Here is a 12,636-nt window from a genome sequence, read left to right as displayed (position 1 = left end):
CTTAAAACACGAAGTCGAGCGTTTCTCCGGCTTGTTCAGTGAAGGCATCTCCAAAGATCTTTTTGAGAGGTGCCTGATCACTATCACGTAACCACCCCTCCCCTTCAACATAGTCAAAGTGGAAACCACCCCCGCGTGTTGCTAACCACAGCTGCTTCACAGGTGTTTGACGTGTGAAGATGATCTGCGAGCCGTTTTCACATTTGATGGTTAAAACACCACCGCTGATCAGGTAGTCGAGATCGGTCTCGGCATCATCTAGGCACTCTTCAATTTGGGTGAGTGTCTCATCAACTAGGTTGTTAAATTCTGTTTCAGTCATCAATTTGGCCCATAGTTTCATTAGCGGACGAAGGCGTGTGAGTATATCAGGTTTTACGTGGTACTCATCCGACCGGTTTCATGGGTATAATTTGCGCATAATTCACCGATTAGAGAACTGTATTGTGAGATTGAGCTGGTTGATTTTGTGCGCAGGTATGTTGCTGGTATCCGGTTGTGGCCAGAAAGGCCCCCTATATCTGCCTGATGAGTCTACGCAGAGCGAAACAGAGCAAACACAATAAGTTCGTATTTGAGGCAAAAGATGGACAGTTTTGAGTACCGCAATGGTCGTTTGCATTGCGAAGATGTAGCGCTTGAGCGTATCGCTGACGAGTTCGGCACCCCGGTTTATGTATACTCCCGCGATGCACTAGAGCGTGCCTATTTGAGTTATGCGACCGCCCTTGAGGGGCATAACGCGCTGATCTGCTATGCAGTGAAAGCCAATAGCAACTTAGCGGTTTTGAACGTGCTGGCACGTCTAGGTGCAGGGTTCGATATTGTATCGCTGGGTGAGCTTGAGCGGGTACTGTGTGCCGGTGGTGATCCAAGTAAAGTGGTGTTCTCGGGTGTGGGTAAGCAAGCTCACGAGATCCGCCGTGCCCTTGATGTGGGTATTCACTGCTTCAACATTGAGTCTGAAGCTGAGCTTGAGCGTGTGAATCAAGTGGCTGGCGAGCACGGCAGTGTTGCAGATATCTCCTTCCGAGTGAATCCAGATGTTGATGCGGGTACGCATCCCTATATCTCGACCGGCCTGAAAGAGAACAAGTTCGGTATTGCTATTGCAGATGCGCAGCGTATCTATCAGCGCGCGGCGCAGATGGAGCACGTCAATGTGGTGGGCATGGACTGCCATATCGGTAGCCAACTAACGGAAGTTGCGCCCTTTATGGATGCACTGGATCGCCTGTTGGCATTGGTGGATCGCCTTGCGGAGCAGGGTATTACTTTGCGCCATTTGGATATGGGCGGCGGCTTGGGTGTGTGCTACACCGATGAACAACCACCATCGGCACAAAGCTATATCGAAGCGGTGCTTGAGAAGATGTCTGGGCGCGAGCTTGGCCTGATCTTTGAGCCGGGCCGCTCAATTGCTGCTAATGCCGGTGTCATGCTGACACAGGTTGAGTTTTTGAAGCTCAACGAAGGCAAGAGCTTCGCAATTGTTGACGGTGCAATGAATGACCTGATTCGTCCCTCTCTGTATAGCGCATATCAAGAGATCATCCCTTGCTCAGTGCGCGAAGCGGGCGAGACGCGTAGCTATGATGTTGTTGGCCCAGTATGTGAGACTGGCGACTTCCTTGGTAAAGATCGTGATCTCAACATCGAAGCCGGTGACCTGCTAGCAGTATGCTCCGCGGGTGCGTACGGCTTTGTGATGGCATCCAACTACAATACACGCCTGCGTGCAGCTGAGGTCATGGTTGATGACAATCAGGTTTTTGAAGTGCGTGCACGCGAAACCTATCAGGATTTGATGCGCGGCGAAAAGCTGCTGCCTGCTGAGTAAGGGGGGCTACATGCTTGTTCGCTTTACCAAAATGCATGGCTTAGGTAATGACTTTGTTGTTATCGACCTCGTTACGCAACGTATCAAAATCACGCCAGAGATCGTTAAGAAATTAGGTGATCGTAATTTTGGTGTGGGTTTTGACCAGATGCTGTTAGTTGAGCCGCCTAGTGATCCCGATGTGGACTTTCGCTACCGGATCTTTAATGCCGATGGCTCTGAAGTTGAAAACTGTGGCAATGGCGCGCGCTGTTTCGCTCGCTTTGTCCGCGATAAGCGCCTCAGTAGCAAAGATGAGATCGCGGTTGAAACGGCCAACGGCAAAGCGGTATTGAAACTGCGTGAGCAGCGCATGGTTGAGGTTGATATGGGCGCGCCGGTGTTGGAACCGGCTCAGGTGCCTTTTGTGGCGGAGCAGTTTGCAGCGACTTATCCCATCGATGTGGATAATCAAACCTTAGATATCACGGCCGTGTCGATGGGTAACCCGCATGGTGTGCTCGTGGTTGATGATGTGGATAACGCACCGGTGGATAAACTCGGTGCATTGCTAGAGCCCCATGAACGCTTCCCAGCTAAAGCGAATATCGGCTTCCTAGAAGTGATCTCGCGCCGCGAAGCAAAGCTACGTGTTTTTGAGCGCGGAGTCGGTGAAACGAAAGCGTGCGGTACCGGCGCGTGTGCTGCGATGGTGGCAGGCCGTTTGCGTGGCCTACTAGACGAAACGGTCACGCTACACCTGTTGGGCGGTGATCTTGAAATTAGCTGGTCGGGCGAGGCGCACGACGCCGTCATCATGACCGGCCCAGCAACCACAGTATTTGAAGGACAGATCTTCCTATGAGTGATACTCAGCAACCCGCGAATGGAGTCAGCGCCAAACAGGTTGCTGATTATCTCGCGAGCCATCCCGACTTTTTTAATGATCATCAAACGTTGTTAGAGGTACTGCATGTACCTCACGACAGCGGACCTGCGACCTCCTTGGTTGAGCGTCAAGCCACGATGCTGCGCGACCGGAACCAACAGCTGACGATCAACCTCTCGGACCTACTCGAGATCGCCCGTCACAATGATATGCAGCTACAAAAAACGGAGCGTATGGTGCTGTCATTGTTGGATGCGCTAACGCTTGATGAGCTGATGGTGGCGTTGGAAGAGAGCCTTTGCCAAGACTTTGCGGGCGACCATATTGCCGTGTTGCTGTTTAATGATCGCTCGCTAGATGTGAATAACTTGCGCGTGCTGCCCCGTGATACAGCGGGAGTGATCGAGCCTTTGATCAAGAGTAACTTCCCCACCTGCGGACAGTTACAACCGATCGAGAACCGCTTCCTATTTACTGATAATGCACCTGAGGTCGGCTCAGCAGCAGTGGTGCCGCTGGTTAAAGGTGAAACTATCGGTGTACTGGCGATTGGCAGTACCAACCCTAGCTACTTTCATAGCAGCTTAGGGACGATGTTCCTAAGTTATGTGGGTGAGGTATTGAGCCGCGTTGTCAGCCGCATCTTGCATGAGGAGCTATCGTAAACGATGCTCAATCAGCGCTTCTTCGATTTACTAAATGAGTCGGTGCAGGCGTTTTTGCAGTTCTTAGCTACTGAGCGTGGCTTAGCAGCCAACACCTGCGCAAGTTACGGGCGCGATCTCGATAAGTTCTGCGCCTTTATCGCCGATTGGCGTCTTACCGCTTGGCAAGAGGTAGAGGATAAACACATTCGCGGCTTCGTTGCCGAGTTACATCGTGACGAACTCGCGGCTAAAAGTATCCAGCGCCATCTCTCGGCAATTCGCACCTTCTACCAGTTCCTCATTGCGGAAAAGTGTGTCACGCACAACCCCGCAGCTGGGGTAAAAGCGCCGAAAGCCCAGCGCCATTTGCCCCAAACGCTCGATGTGGATCAGCTTAACGGCCTGCTCTCGTTTGCGGTTACGGATGCGCTATCGGCACGCGATAAAGCGATGCTAGAACTGGTGTATTCGTCGGGGTTGCGGGTATCTGAGTTAGTGAGCCTTAACCTCTACGATATCGACTTTCCTGGCGCTAGCTTAGTGGTTACCGGCAAGGGCAATAAAACGCGTATGTTACCCATTGGGCGCGTTGCATTAGAGGCGCTGCGTGTGTGGGTGAAGTACCGTGCGCAATCGGCACCGCTGGATGAGGAGGCGTTGTTTCTCTCTAAGCAGGGGCGACGCTTAAGTACGCGCAGTGTACAGCAACGGTTTGATTACTGGGCAAAGCGTATGCATACCGAAGGGAAGGTTTATCCACATAGGCTCAGACATAGTTTTGCCAGCCATATGTTGGAGTCCAGCGGAGACTTACGAGCCGTACAAGAGTTGCTGGGTCACGAAGATATATCCACAACGCAAGTTTATACACATCTCGACTTCCAGCATCTTATGTCGGTGTATGAATCTGCCCATCCACGAGCAAAGAAGCAAGATGATTAAGTGCATCACTTTCGATCTAGATGACACCTTATGGGCGGTTGATCCCGTTGTTAAAGCAGCCAATCAGACGTTATTCGACTGGCTCTACGAGAACGCTCCGCTATTTCATCAGCAGTTTACGCTGCGTGATCTCGGCACGTTGCGCCAGCAAGCGTTGGCGGCAGAGCCAGAGATTAGTTATAGCGTCACGCGTATTCGTAAGGCGGTATTGAAGCTAGGTCTGACCCAAGCGGGCTATTCCGAGCAACAAGTGGCAGAGCTGAGCGATGCGGCGTTCGATGTATTTTTACGTGCCCGCCAGAATGTGGTCTTTTTTGAGCATGCACTTAAAGCGCTCGCTGATTTAAAAACCGCAGGATACCAGTTAGGTGCGATCACCAATGGCAATGCAGATATCCACAGAACCGGGCTATCATCCTATTTAGACTTCCAGTTTAGTGCGGATCACGTGGGTGTGGAAAAGCCTGATGCGAAGATATTCACTGCGATGTTGCACCATACCAAGCTCAAGCCGGAAAATGTTATCCACATTGGTGATAATCCACAGCATGATGTGCTGGGTGCCAAAAGCGCCGGATTATGGGGTGTGTGGGTAAATCTTTATCAACAGCCGTGGCGTGAAAATGTGGCTCCAGATGCAACGGTCACGAGCTTAGATCAGCTGGTTGGTGCTGTGGATAAAATAGCGGCATGCAAGCGCGCGCGTTTATAACGGCTCGTCTAAAAACTACACGTCTAAGAAGAGTGCCAGCAAGTCGTTTAAGAACAGCTGGCCTTGCGGTGTGGCTTGCAGCCTGTTGGGATGCAGCAGACCTTTTTCTCTGGCTTGCTGGAGCACCGCGGCCATCATCTCAATAGGTTGCCCGGTGCGTTCATGAAAGCGCTCCGTTGGTACGCCATCAATAAGGCGTAGTGCGTTCATCATAAACTCAAAGGGTAACTCGTCGGGTGCGAGGATGCGGCTACCGCCGAGTGGGTCGATATGAGTCATGTAAGCTTTTGGTGAGCGCTGCTTCCAGCGGCGGTGGATCTCATGGGTGCTAAGGTCCGTGACCTTACCGTGTGCACCGGCACCGATACCGATGTAATCACCAAACTCCCAGTAGTTCAGATTATGGCGAGCCCGCGTCGTTGGTGCTTTAGCGTAAGCCGAGACTTCGTATTGTGTGAAGCCTGCTGCGCGGATACGCGCTTGCCCTTGCTGCTGTATCTCCCAAAGGGCATCGTCTTCTGGGATCTGCGGAGGGCGCTGATAAAACTCAGTATTTGGCTCAATCGTTAGCTGGTACCAAGAGAGGTGGTCAGGCCCCAGTGCGAGGCCTTGCTCGAGATCCGCCAGTGCTTGCTGTGGTGTTTGATCGGGCAAGCCATGCATAAGATCGATATTCAGGCGCTTGAAGCCTAACTGGTGAGCGGCGGCAATCGCCCGCTCTGCCTCTTGCCCGCTATGGATGCGCCCCAGTGCTTTTAAGTGGTGGGTGTTAAAACTCTGTACCCCGATAGAAAGCCGGTTGACGCCCGCCGCTAAAAAGCCCGCAAACTTATCTTGCTCGAAGGTGCCGGGGTTTGCTTCCATCGTAATTTCGATATCGCTGGCGAACGGTACGATGCGGTTGGCGCTATCGAGCAGGTTGGCGATGCTTTGCGCTGAAAACAGGCTAGGTGTACCGCCTCCAATAAAGATCGATTGGATCTCGCGGCCCTGTGCCCAGCGTGCCTCGTGGCGCAGATCTGCCAAAACTGTATCGATATATGCGGCTTCAGGCAGCTCATCGCGGACGGCGTGGGAGTTGAAATCACAATAGGGGCATTTACGCACACACCATGGGATGTGTACGTAAAGAGAGAGCGGTATGGACATGGCGGTTATCGTAGGTACTGGCCGATCTGATCGATGAACTGCGCAACCGCTTGGCCGCGGTGGCTAATGGCGTGCTTCTCAGCGGGTGTGAGCTGAGCCGCGGTTTTATCGAGTTCAGGCAATCGAAACAGTGGGTCGTAGCCAAAGCCGTTATCACCCTCTGGCGCGGTACCGATAAAGCCCTCGAGTGTGCCTTGGCAGATCAGCGGCATGGGGTCATCTTTATGGCGCATAAACACCAGTACGCAACGATAGCGTGCACTGCGCTCTTCGTGCGGTAACCCTTCCAGCGAGCGCAGCAGCTTAGCGTTGTTGTCGCCATCGCCACTGCCCTCGTTGGTGAGTCGCGCAAAACGCGCCGAATAGATACCGGGTGCGCCGTTCAACGCGTCAACTTCAAGGCCTGAGTCGTCTGCTAGCGCGGGCAGACCTGTCGCTTCGCAAGCATGACGGGCCTTGAGGATGGCGTTCTCAACAAAGGTAAGGCCTGTTTCATCGGCATCGCTGACGTCAAATGCCCGCTGGGGTTTGACTGTAAAGGCGAACTCGCTCAGGATCTCGCCAAACTCCTGTAGTTTACCGGCATTACCGCTGGCCAAGACTATGGTTTTACTCATCGTTAGTCCGTATAAAATTTTTGATCAAAGCGAATTTTTACGTCCGACTTCGCACCCTCTGGGCGCACATCCAAGGTGACATGGAGCACCTCTTCATTGCCGAAGTTAAAGCTGCCAATGTAGTAAAGGGCGTCGCCCTCTTTTATGGGTTTGAAAGCGAGTGTTTGTGATTGCTGGATCAAGTTTTGTACTTTTCCAGAGATCGTTGCTGGAATCGCCTTTTGCCCTGCGTCGGTTTTCTCAAATACGGCAACATTGAGCATCGCGCTGTAGCGGCTGCGCTTAAGACCGTGGCGTTGTGCAACCTCTGGTGCGACCACGGTGCTGTTGAATGCGTTGTAATGAACGATGTATTTATCGTTTTCTAGCAACTGTTCTGCCATTGCCACCGGCGCAAACGCCATTAGCAGTAGTAGTGAACGTAGTATTTTCATGGAACACCCCCTAGGTATTAGCGTGTGATGCGATAGATCGCGATCTCACCGAGCATATTGGGCCATAAATTGGTCCACCAACTATGTTGATGCGCATTATCGACAACAGTTCGATTTAGGATGTCGATATTACGCTCAACACAGAGACGCTCGAAGTCTTTAAAGGTACAAAAATGGATATTCGGTGTGTCGTACCATGTGTAGGGTAGAAACTTGGAAACCGGCATTAAACCGCGAAAGGCAAGGTAGCCTCGCGCCCGCCAGTGGCCGAAGTTTGGGAAGGTGACGATACATTCCTTACCGATACGCAGCATCTCGTCGATGGTTTGATCAGGACGATGCATCACCTGCAGGGCCTGTGTCATAACAACGGTATCGAAGCTGTTATCCTCAATGGAGGCGAGGCCTTCGTCGATATCCTTCTCGATGACATTCACGCCTTTGCGGATGCACGCGGTGATATTGTCGTGATCGTTTTCGATGCCGTACCCTGTGACTTGGCGATGTTCGGTCAGGTGGCGTAGCAGCTCGCCGTCACCACAACCGAGATCGAGGAGGCGAGTATGGGGTTGGATCCACTCTTGGATAATCTCAAGATCGGCGCGCATTACACATCTCCTGTTGTCGAGCGAGGAATATCATCGGCGATACGTTGCATGTAGGCGCGGAAGGTATCCATATAACGAGGAATTGGGATCAAAAAGGCATCATGCCCCTGAGGCGAGTCGACCTCGGCGTAGCAAACGGATTGGTCAGCTTTGACGAGCGCGTCGACAATCTCGCGCGACCGTTCAGGCGAAAAGCGCCAGTCCGTGGAGAAGGAGATGATCATGAATTTTGCTTGCGCACGTTGCAGCGCTGTTGCCAGATCATCGCCGTACTCTGCCGCAGGATCAAAGTAGTCGAGCGCTTTGGTCATCAACAGGTAGGTGTTGGCGTCGAAGGCGGTAGAGAAGCGCTCGCCCTGATATTGTAAATAGGACTCCACCTCAAACTGCGGATTGAAATCGAAGCTAAGTTTGCCGGCTTTCATCTCACGGCCAAACTTTTCGCGCATCCCGTCATCGGAAAGGTAGGTGATGTGGCCCACCATCCGTGCCAGCATCAAGCCCGTTTTTGGTACATCACCTTGCGCATAATAGTGCCCATCGTGAAAAGCAGGGTCTTTAGAGATCGCCTGACGTGCGACCTCATTAAACGCGATATTCTGTGCCGATAACTTGGGTGCTGACGCGATCACAACGCAGTGGCGTAGACGTTCAGGGAAACGGATCGACCACTCAAGTGCTTGCATGCCACCTAAACTACCGCCAATCACCGCAGCCCACTGTTGGACACCGAGTCTATCGGCTAGGCGGGCTTGGCTCTCAACCCAATCTGGTACCGTCATCAGTGGGAAGTCGGGGCCAAAGGGTTCACCTGTTGCGGGGTTGATCTCTTGCGGTCCGCTTGAGCCGTGACAGCCGCCTAAATTGTTCAGCCCAACTACAAAGAATTTGTTGGTATCGATCGGTTTGCCCGGGCCTACTGCAGAGTCCCACCAGCCCGGCTTGCGGTCGCCTTCGTAAAAGCCCGCCACATGATGGTGGCCCGTTAATGCATGGCAGATCAGTACGGCGTTTGAGGCATCGGCGTTGAGTTCACCGTAGGTTTCTACCATTAAGGTGTAGCGCTCTAATGTGCGGCCACAGGCGAGCTCTAACGGGGTATCAAATTCAAGTTGTTGTGGCGCTACTAAGCCAACGGAATCTTCGGGGTAAGTCGACATTGTTTGGTGCTCCGAAAGTTACAAAGTGATGGGGCTTGTATAACGGTGAGCATCACATCTCATAGAGAAGCAGCACGAGCCAGAAGAGCTTGGCAAGACGGTGGTTTAAGTCGCGTGCGAACAATGTGGGTAAACTCCAATAGTTTAAGGGCCAAGATGAAGGCTTTGGCGTAGCCCGCACACCAACCGGTGTCGGTATGCGTCGAGTATGGAGGTATTCTAAAAGATGTCCCGCAGCCTTTCCAACTATGGATGACCCTATCTAAGCGGTATCGAAGACCAAGGTATTAGATAATAGCGAGGAGAGGGCTCTCCTCGCTATTGAGTATTAAATCACGAAAGGTGCCAGTTGCGCCTGAATGATCTGAATCGCCAAGAAGATCAAGATAGGTGAGAGATCTAGGCCGCCAAGCGGTGGAATCACTTTCTGCGCTAACTTAAACAGAGGCTCGGTGAGCTGCTGGATAATTTGCGGCGCTGGGTGATAACTGCCAGGTGCCACCCAGCTAATAATGACGGAGGCTAAAACCGCCCAGAAGTAGAGTGTAAGCACACTGTTGAGCAGGCTTGCAGCCGTGACGACCAGCAAGGTGATGATATCTACTTGAATGCCGCCTTGATGCATCGCAATCAAAGCCATGCTCAAACCAAACTTGAGGACAAACGCGAGTACCAGCGGTGAAATATCCATCCGCCCAATTTTGGGCAGTAGACGCTGCAACGGTGCTAGAGGCACGGCTGTCAGGCGAACCACAGACTGGGAGATCGGGTTGTAGTAGTCGGCACGCGCTAACTGCAAGAGAAAGCGGAACGTTAGAATAAAGATGTACAGATCTCCAATGGTGCGGAGAATCAATGCTAGCGGATCTTGTTCCATAGTCAGGACCAGTCCTTTCGTAAGGTTAATATCATCAGCAGTATAGTGGCTTTATTGGGGCGATGGCACCGCCAATCAAGCCTCGCCTAACTCCTTGGCCATCTCCTCAGAGCGGGCATAGCAGGCTTGCATCGCTGTCTCGACGTCGGCTTCCAATTGGTTCGCTTGAAACGAAAGAATCGCTTGCTCGGTTGTGCCGTTAGGTGATGTCACGCGGCGGCGTAGCTCCGCTGGCGGTACATCGCTTTGGAACGCCATCTCAGCTGCACCCCGCGCAGTTTGCAGCGTCAGCTGTGTGGCTACTTCGGGGGTGAGTCCCATCTTTGTACCCGCAGCGATCATCGCTTCCATAAAGAGGAAGTAGTACGCCGGGCCAGAGCCAGAGACAGCGGTAATGGCATGTAAATGTTCTTCATCATCCACCCAGAGTGCAATACCCGTTGCGCTAATGACTTTCTCAGCTTGAGCTTTTTGCTCCGCTGTAACAGCGCTATTCGCACACAGACCATTCGCCCCCATCTGCACAAGGGCAGGGGTGTTGGGCATGCAGCGCACAATAGCGTGTTCGCCGCCTAACCACTGGTTAATACTGTCTGATGTAATCCCGGCGGCCACAGAGATAAATAGGGGGCGGTTTTGCGCTGCGCTAGCGGCAAGGTCAGTACAGACCGGCTTGAGTATTTGTGGCTTAACGGCGAGCACCACGATATCAACCTGCGCGACGGCTTGGTTGTTGTCGGTGGTGACCTGTAAGCCTTGATCAGCCAAGTCTTGGAGCCGTTCGGCTTGCGGTTCACATGCCCAAATCTTCTCTGCTGGATAACCATTGTTGAGCAGGCCGCCGATAATAGCGCGGGCCATGTTACCTGCACCGATAAAAGCAAGTGTTGGAAATTGAGTCACGATAGTGTCCTTATGTTGGTTCGTTGCAGGTATTAGTTATTCGCATAGTTACGCGGGCCAAATAACGCTGTACCGATACGGACGATGGTCGCACCTTGCGCGACCGCTTCCTCCATATCGCCAGACATCCCCATCGATAGGGTGTCCAGGCCAGGCACCTGTGTTTTAGCCGCTTGAAATAGCTGTTGCATCGCATGAAGAGCTGCTCGCTGCTCGGCTGGATCATCCGTGGCAGCAGGAATCGCCATCAAGCCGCGTAGTCTAATACCGGGTAATGCTTTGACCGCATCAATCAGCGCGGGTAACTCGCTAGGCAGGCAACCAGATTTACTCACCTCTTCGCTGATATTCACCTGAAGACAGATATTTAGCGGCGCCGTGTCTGCTGGACGTTGCTCCGATAGCCGACGAGCGATCTTCTCCCGATCAACGCTGTGCACCCAAGCGAAACGCTCAGCAATGGGACGCGTCTTATTGGATTGAATGGGGCCGATAAAGTGCCAGACGATCGCTTGATCGTTGAGCGCATCGATTTTATCGAGCGCTTCTTGCAAGTAGTTCTCACCAAAATCCCGCTGGCCAAGCTGATGTAACGCGCGCACTTCTGCGGATGATCGCGTCTTACTGACGGCAAGCAGCAACACCTCATCAGGAGAGCGGTGCGCTTGTGTCGCTGCCTGCTCAATCTGCTGGCAAACATGCCGATACTTCTCTGCTATGCTAGTCATATGTTTTTACACTGGTTAGTCACAATAGGTTCTCCTATTCTGAAGTAACTGCCGACTTAAAGTAAGCCCTGAGTATTTGCATTATGGATATTACAGAACTCCTCTCTTTTACAGTTCAGCAGGGAGCATCCGACCTGCATATCACCGCAGGTATGCCACCGATGATTCGTGTTGATGGCGATGTACGCCGTATCAAGTTGCCAGCGCTAGAGCACAAGCAGGTGCACTCGCTGATCTACGACATCATGAATGACAAAACCCGAAAAGATTTTGAAGATACGTTAGAGGCTGACTTTTCGTTTGAAGTACCGGGGCTGGCGCGTTTTCGTGTGAACGCATTTAACCAAAACCGCGGAGCCGCTGCCGTTTTCCGTACCATTCCAAGCAAGGTGCTCTCTATGGAGCAGTTGGGGATGGGCAAGGTGTTTCAGGATCTCTCTTTGAAACCGCGCGGCTTAGTGCTGGTAACAGGGCCAACCGGCTCGGGTAAAAGTACCACGTTGGCGGCTATGATCGACTTTATCAATGATAACCGCTCAGATCACATTCTCACGATTGAAGACCCGATTGAATTTGTGCACGAGAGTAAAAAATGCCTTGTGAACCAGCGGGAGGTGCACCGCGATACCCAGAGCTTCTCTAATGCATTGCGCTCGGCGTTGCGTGAAGACCCTGACGTGATCCTCGTCGGTGAGATGCGTGACTTAGAAACCATTAGTCTCGCGCTAACGGCAGCCGAAACTGGTCATCTTGTTTTTGGCACGTTGCACACCACATCGGCGGCTAAAACCATCGACCGTATTATCGATGTATTCCCAGCAGCCGAGAAAGATATGGTGCGCTCGATGTTATCAGAGTCACTACAGGGTGTTATTTCACAGACGCTGCTTAAGAAAGTGGGTGGTGGCCGTTGTGCGGCGCACGAGATTATGTGTGGTACCCCTGCTATTCGAAACCTAATTCGTGAAGATAAAGTCGCCCAGATGTACTCGGCGATTCAGACCGGTGCAGCCTTTGGTATGAAAACCCTTGATCAGTCCCTGACCGAACTACTGCAAAAGGGTATGATCACCAAAGAAGCGGCTCGCGAAAAAGCGAAGAACCCGCAAGGTTTCTAACTATAACAACGCAGTCGAGCTGGCGATGAGGAG

General features: G+C 52.4%; 16 protein-coding genes. 7 read left to right on the top strand and 9 right to left on the bottom strand.

Annotated elements, in window-relative coordinates; all coding sequences use genetic code 11:
- Nucleotide 1: 1 nt before the first annotated feature.
- Nucleotides 2-322: an iron donor protein CyaY gene (cyaY, locus tag E4L36_RS10435; protein WP_127693402.1), complete on the bottom strand. Its 321-nt coding sequence runs from the start codon at nucleotides 320-322 to the stop codon at nucleotides 2-4.
- Between the two features lie 130 nt (nucleotides 323-452).
- Between cyaY and E4L36_RS18120 the strand changes: the two genes are divergently transcribed.
- The 6 genes from E4L36_RS18120 to E4L36_RS10405 are packed head-to-tail and all read left to right on the top strand — an operon-like array spanning nucleotide 453 to nucleotide 5,009.
- Nucleotides 453-566 carry a lipoprotein gene (locus E4L36_RS18120; protein WP_338067670.1) on the top strand — a complete coding sequence of 38 codons (114 nt, stop codon included), beginning with the start codon at nucleotides 453-455 and terminating at the stop codon, nucleotides 564-566.
- A 20-nt stretch (nucleotides 567-586) separates the two neighbouring features.
- On the top strand, nucleotides 587-1,840 hold the full coding sequence (gene lysA / locus E4L36_RS10425) for a diaminopimelate decarboxylase (RefSeq protein ID WP_136680559.1): 1,254 nt from the start codon (nucleotides 587-589) through the stop codon (nucleotides 1,838-1,840).
- 10 nt (nucleotides 1,841-1,850) lie between these two features.
- Complete coding sequence (gene dapF, locus E4L36_RS10420) at nucleotides 1,851-2,684, top strand: diaminopimelate epimerase (RefSeq protein WP_127693400.1); 834 nt, start codon at nucleotides 1,851-1,853, stop codon at nucleotides 2,682-2,684.
- The gene (locus E4L36_RS10415; RefSeq protein ID WP_127693399.1) at nucleotides 2,681-3,373 is read left to right on the top strand and encodes a DUF484 family protein; all 693 of its coding nucleotides are present in this window, start codon (nucleotides 2,681-2,683) and stop codon (nucleotides 3,371-3,373) included. The genes dapF and E4L36_RS10415 overlap by 4 nt, the downstream gene beginning before the upstream one ends.
- A gap of 3 nt (nucleotides 3,374-3,376) precedes the next feature.
- Nucleotides 3,377-4,297: a tyrosine recombinase XerC gene (gene xerC / locus E4L36_RS10410; protein WP_136680558.1), complete on the top strand. Its 921-nt coding sequence runs from the start codon at nucleotides 3,377-3,379 to the stop codon at nucleotides 4,295-4,297.
- Nucleotides 4,290-5,009 carry an HAD family hydrolase gene (locus E4L36_RS10405; RefSeq protein WP_136680557.1) on the top strand — a complete coding sequence of 240 codons (720 nt, stop codon included), beginning with the start codon at nucleotides 4,290-4,292 and terminating at the stop codon, nucleotides 5,007-5,009. The genes xerC and E4L36_RS10405 overlap by 8 nt, the downstream gene beginning before the upstream one ends.
- Nucleotides 5,010-5,024: 15 nt before the next feature.
- Here the strand turns inward: E4L36_RS10405 and hemW are convergent, their stop codons facing one another.
- The 8 genes from hemW to E4L36_RS10365 form a co-directional block, all read right to left on the bottom strand.
- On the bottom strand, nucleotides 5,025-6,158 hold the full coding sequence (gene hemW / locus E4L36_RS10400) for a radical SAM family heme chaperone HemW (RefSeq protein WP_136680556.1): 1,134 nt from the start codon (nucleotides 6,156-6,158) through the stop codon (nucleotides 5,025-5,027).
- A gap of 5 nt (nucleotides 6,159-6,163) precedes the next feature.
- Entirely contained in the window at nucleotides 6,164-6,775 is a 612-nt protein-coding gene (gene rdgB / locus E4L36_RS10395) for an RdgB/HAM1 family non-canonical purine NTP pyrophosphatase (protein ID WP_127693395.1), read from the bottom strand.
- A 2-nt stretch (nucleotides 6,776-6,777) separates the two neighbouring features.
- Nucleotides 6,778-7,209, bottom strand: a complete 432-nt coding sequence (locus E4L36_RS10390) for a DUF4426 domain-containing protein (protein ID WP_136680555.1) — start codon at nucleotides 7,207-7,209, stop codon at nucleotides 6,778-6,780.
- Nucleotides 7,210-7,226: 17 nt separating this feature from the next.
- On the bottom strand, nucleotides 7,227-7,817 hold the full coding sequence (metW, locus tag E4L36_RS10385) for a methionine biosynthesis protein MetW (protein WP_127693393.1): 591 nt from the start codon (nucleotides 7,815-7,817) through the stop codon (nucleotides 7,227-7,229).
- Nucleotides 7,817-8,977: a homoserine O-acetyltransferase gene (locus E4L36_RS10380; RefSeq protein WP_127693392.1), complete on the bottom strand. Its 1,161-nt coding sequence runs from the start codon at nucleotides 8,975-8,977 to the stop codon at nucleotides 7,817-7,819. Before E4L36_RS10380 ends, metW begins: the two co-directional genes overlap by 1 nt.
- A 328-nt stretch (nucleotides 8,978-9,305) precedes the next feature.
- Nucleotides 9,306-9,854 carry a YggT family protein gene (locus E4L36_RS10375; RefSeq protein WP_136680554.1) on the bottom strand — a complete coding sequence of 183 codons (549 nt, stop codon included), beginning with the start codon at nucleotides 9,852-9,854 and terminating at the stop codon, nucleotides 9,306-9,308.
- Between the two features lie 75 nt (nucleotides 9,855-9,929).
- Nucleotides 9,930-10,757, bottom strand: coding sequence for a pyrroline-5-carboxylate reductase (proC, locus tag E4L36_RS10370; RefSeq protein ID WP_136680553.1), 828 nt, complete (start codon nucleotides 10,755-10,757; stop codon nucleotides 9,930-9,932).
- Between the two features lie 32 nt (nucleotides 10,758-10,789).
- Nucleotides 10,790-11,485, bottom strand: coding sequence for a YggS family pyridoxal phosphate-dependent enzyme (locus E4L36_RS10365; RefSeq protein ID WP_136680552.1), 696 nt, complete (start codon nucleotides 11,483-11,485; stop codon nucleotides 10,790-10,792).
- Nucleotides 11,486-11,568: 83 nt separating this feature from the next.
- On the opposite strand from E4L36_RS10365, the gene E4L36_RS10360 reads away from it, so the two are divergent.
- Nucleotides 11,569-12,603, top strand: a complete 1,035-nt coding sequence (locus tag E4L36_RS10360) for a type IV pilus twitching motility protein PilT (RefSeq protein WP_127693388.1) — start codon at nucleotides 11,569-11,571, stop codon at nucleotides 12,601-12,603.
- Nucleotides 12,604-12,636: the final 33 nt, after the last annotated feature.

The organism is Neptunomonas sp. XY-337 (assembly GCF_004959845.1).
In the GTDB taxonomy this organism is placed as follows: Bacteria; Pseudomonadota; Gammaproteobacteria; order Pseudomonadales; family Balneatricaceae; genus Neptunomonas; species Neptunomonas marina.
The sequence above is the reverse complement of the archived record's forward strand: the minus strand, read 5'-3'. Positions and strand labels throughout refer to the sequence as shown.